The 3,066-nt window shown below is 50.1% G+C and carries 5 protein-coding genes; 3 read left to right on the plus strand and 2 right to left on the minus strand.

Features of this window, described 5'->3' with window-relative positions:
• Positions 1-169: 169 nt before the first annotated feature.
• The 3 genes from ACQKE4_RS20450 (at position 170) to ACQKE4_RS20460 (ending at position 1,411) form a co-directional block, all read left to right on the plus strand.
• Positions 170-529: a hypothetical protein gene (locus tag ACQKE4_RS20450; protein WP_427390074.1), complete on the plus strand. Its 360-nt coding sequence runs from the start codon at positions 170-172 to the stop codon at positions 527-529.
• A complete protein-coding gene (locus ACQKE4_RS20455) occupies positions 526-720 on the plus strand; it encodes a hypothetical protein (RefSeq protein WP_427390075.1) in 195 nt (64 codons plus the stop codon). Before ACQKE4_RS20450 ends, ACQKE4_RS20455 begins: the two co-directional genes overlap by 4 nt.
• 268 nt (positions 721-988) lie before the next feature.
• Positions 989-1,411 carry a hypothetical protein gene (locus tag ACQKE4_RS20460; protein WP_427390076.1) on the plus strand — a complete coding sequence of 141 codons (423 nt, stop codon included), beginning with the start codon at positions 989-991 and terminating at the stop codon, positions 1,409-1,411.
• Between the two features lie 237 nt (positions 1,412-1,648).
• Here the strand turns inward: ACQKE4_RS20460 and ACQKE4_RS20465 are convergent, their stop codons facing one another.
• Together ACQKE4_RS20465 and ACQKE4_RS20470 are read right to left on the minus strand one after the other, a co-directional pair.
• Positions 1,649-1,843 carry a hypothetical protein gene (locus ACQKE4_RS20465; RefSeq protein ID WP_427390077.1) on the minus strand — a complete coding sequence of 65 codons (195 nt, stop codon included), beginning with the start codon at positions 1,841-1,843 and terminating at the stop codon, positions 1,649-1,651.
• A 9-nt stretch (positions 1,844-1,852) separates the two neighbouring features.
• On the minus strand, positions 1,853-2,818 hold the full coding sequence (locus ACQKE4_RS20470) for an Rpn family recombination-promoting nuclease/putative transposase (protein ID WP_427390078.1): 966 nt from the start codon (positions 2,816-2,818) through the stop codon (positions 1,853-1,855).
• Positions 2,819-3,066 lie beyond the last annotated feature (248 nt).

Raw genomic sequence — 3,066 nt, forward strand, 5'->3', positions numbered from 1 at the left:
GCAGGTATTCACACCGCAAATACGGCTGCTGGGAGTCGGTGCCAGCAACCTGGGGCTTCGCGACGCTCAATCAGCACACTCATGAATAAGGCGGGGTAACCATTAGGCTAACCGAAAGTGCTGGTAGGCTGGGTGCTTAAATTAAACTGCTTATATCGTTAGGAGTATCGTGAAGCCGCACGCCGCCACCGTATCTGCTGTGTACGTAGTGAAAGAGCTAATCCCCAAACTTAATGCCGTCGAAAAGCATATTGAGCAGGCGATTAGCGTTGTCATTAGCACAAGCCAACTTCCAGCAGAAATCGAACGCTACACTAAATTACAGGCGGCGTTTCAGCTCGAACTTGCGATGATACGTATGAATCTGGAGCATTTGCTAAAACGCTACTGTCACGAGCTGGAAGCAGCGATGAACGACCCGCGCCAGGATGTGTTGCTCACGCTAGACCAACACGAAAGCGTGGCCGCTGATAGTGCTAGAGTGCTTTACCTGCGTGTACAGGCATTTCAAACCGAAGAAGCTTTATGACTGCTGATGAGCACAAGCGCGTTATAGACGAGTTGCAGGCACTGATTGATGACACCCTGCAAACGCTCAAGCGTTTTGAGGCTACTGGCATAAATGAAGAAATGACGGAGGATTACGAAAAGCTGCTGGATATTTTGGATAGCGCCGTGAAACAGCAGCGCGAGCATACGCAACTGATGCTCTCTGGGTAGGGTCCATTTTAGTTAGCTTGCAAATTTTGTGCGCTTTGGCCTATATTTTGTTGTGTTGAGCAGTTACGTAAATTGCTCATAACCATGAGATAAGGATATGGATACCCATACGCTCGTTCTAATCGTTGCGATCTGCGCGCTTTGGCTGAGCCTTACCTTTGGTTGTATTGCTACTTATTTGTTGTTGACCAGGCGAACATGGCAACTTGCCCAAGACGGTGACCATTCCCTTCAGCAACCCCCCGCGCCAACGCTAGAAGCACCTACCTTGCTCAATAAAGAACACGCTTCCTGGGAGGTGCAGGTGCTCTTTGAAAGCCCTTCGCCTGCTTTGAATAAACGCTTGAGCTTAATGCTTGCTTCTTTAAAAGCGGTGTATGAGCCGAGCACTAAGACATTCAAGGTGGCTGACGACTCCTCACGTACACCAATTCAAATTGAGAATGTGAATGCGGCGGGCCAACTGCCTTCACCAGCCGAAAGCAGCGCCAAACTTCCTCCTATTAAAGGCGTAAGCATTAAAATTACCAAAAGTAACCCGATGCTTGCTCCCAGCAAACTCCAGCTTGCTAAGTTAGCGTCGCTATCCAAAAAGCTAGCACGCCTGGGTGGCACCGTGGTGGATGCGGAGCAACAACCCATCACCAAAGCTGGTTTTAAAGCGATGATTGCCGGAAATGCGAAGGTTTAATCCAAGCTTCTTAAAATGGTTCACTAAACGATGGCCGCCCGTTGATCCCTGGATTCATAGAATAAGCACTGAACGGATGGATGAAACCCAGGACACCGAGCAACAAGCCGGTCTGCCCATGCGCCGTACTTGCCGCGCTTCGATATCCAGGGTTCGTAACTGATTGCATAGCACAACGCCGGTTGTGGCCGTGCCAACACCATCCAGCGAAACGCTAAACCCTTATTAAAGGCGGGGTCAGTGCTTATCTTCAATGCGAAGTTTGGCAATCTCGTCAACCGCTAACCCAGTCGCTTCGGCAATCTGTTCGTTACTGAGCACCCCTAGCTTTAGTAAGTTTCGAGCAGTTTTTTGGATACCCAATTGCTCACCTTCCTGACGGCCCGCCTGGCGCTCTTGCTGCGCCCAGTTTTCAAGATTTTCTGCCAGCATGTCATGCACTCAGTGCTGCGTTTCAGCACGCAGCTTTTCGATTTCTTCAACCGGTAATTCTGCGATCTCAGCGATCAGCTGATCATTCATTTCAGTACGGGCAATTAACCTGCGGGCGGCATTACGTTTATTTTCTAGTACACGCTCTTCTGCTTCTCGCAAGGTTGCTTGGCGACCTCTCTCTTCCCACTGTTCAGGCCATTTCTTAATCCGTTCTGCTAGCATGTCATGCACCTCGTGTAAATCTTGTAAATCCGTAAAGTCAGGCAGCTCTATCTCAGGTGCCCGGCTAGGTAACAGCACTCGGCGTATCCACACCACAAACGCTCGCCTTAGGCCCGTTTGCTCAGGGGCTTTAAGCCACTCCACCAACGTTCCGAGCACTGCCAGCATGTCTTGCTCATCACGGTTGTGCTCCAACCGAAAGAGTGCCGCAGCCACGTTGCGCATTTGATCCGACCAAGCGGGGTCGCTGACAATCGCGCCTTCATCAAGAAGCAGATAGGCCAAGTGTGGTCGGTAGCGCTCAAGGCCGCCGGGTACTCGTTCGACAAGATCAGCCACGTTTTGTGCCGCTTTCCAACGTTTCTCTCCATTGTAGAGTACTATGGGCAACACCGGTGGCAGCTTGCCGCTAGGGGTAAAGGCGTGTTGACGAATCAAGTCCTGATACAGCAGCCCCAGGTACGTCATGATTCGCACGGCCATGTGCTCATCTTCGGAAGATTGAAACTCTAATAGCAAGTAGACATAGAGCCAGTCGTCACCCCAGCGTACCCGCCAAATAATATCATCCTCACGATCACGCAGATCTTCGGTGACGTAGGAGCCGCTCACCTTTTCCAGCGTCGAGAAATCAAGCTGCTCAACCCAAGCTTCCTTGACGAAGCCCGTCAGCAGGTCTTTGACCATTTCGGGGTGCGAAAACAGTAATTTGTAGCTATGGTCGTGGCGATTGTGGATTTTAGTGGCCATGCGGGCTCCCATCTCAATATCCTTATTTTACCACAACACCTCATTAACCAGCTTCAAGCGCTCATTGATGACCCTCAAGCCTTGATGGCCTGATCGGCTTAAGCACGTTTTTTTGTCGTTTGCTAAAGCTATGGCTGCTTAGACCGTTAACTACTAAGTGGTTATGCAAAAGTTATCGAGTTACTTTTTCCGTAATTATCACATACGTTTTTGACCGCTTCACAGAGCTTGTCGAACGAACTGTAGGC

The sequence above is a fragment of the Halomonas sp. NPDC076908 genome, assembly GCF_050269715.1.
In the GTDB taxonomy this organism is placed as follows: Bacteria; Pseudomonadota; Gammaproteobacteria; order Pseudomonadales; family Halomonadaceae; genus Vreelandella.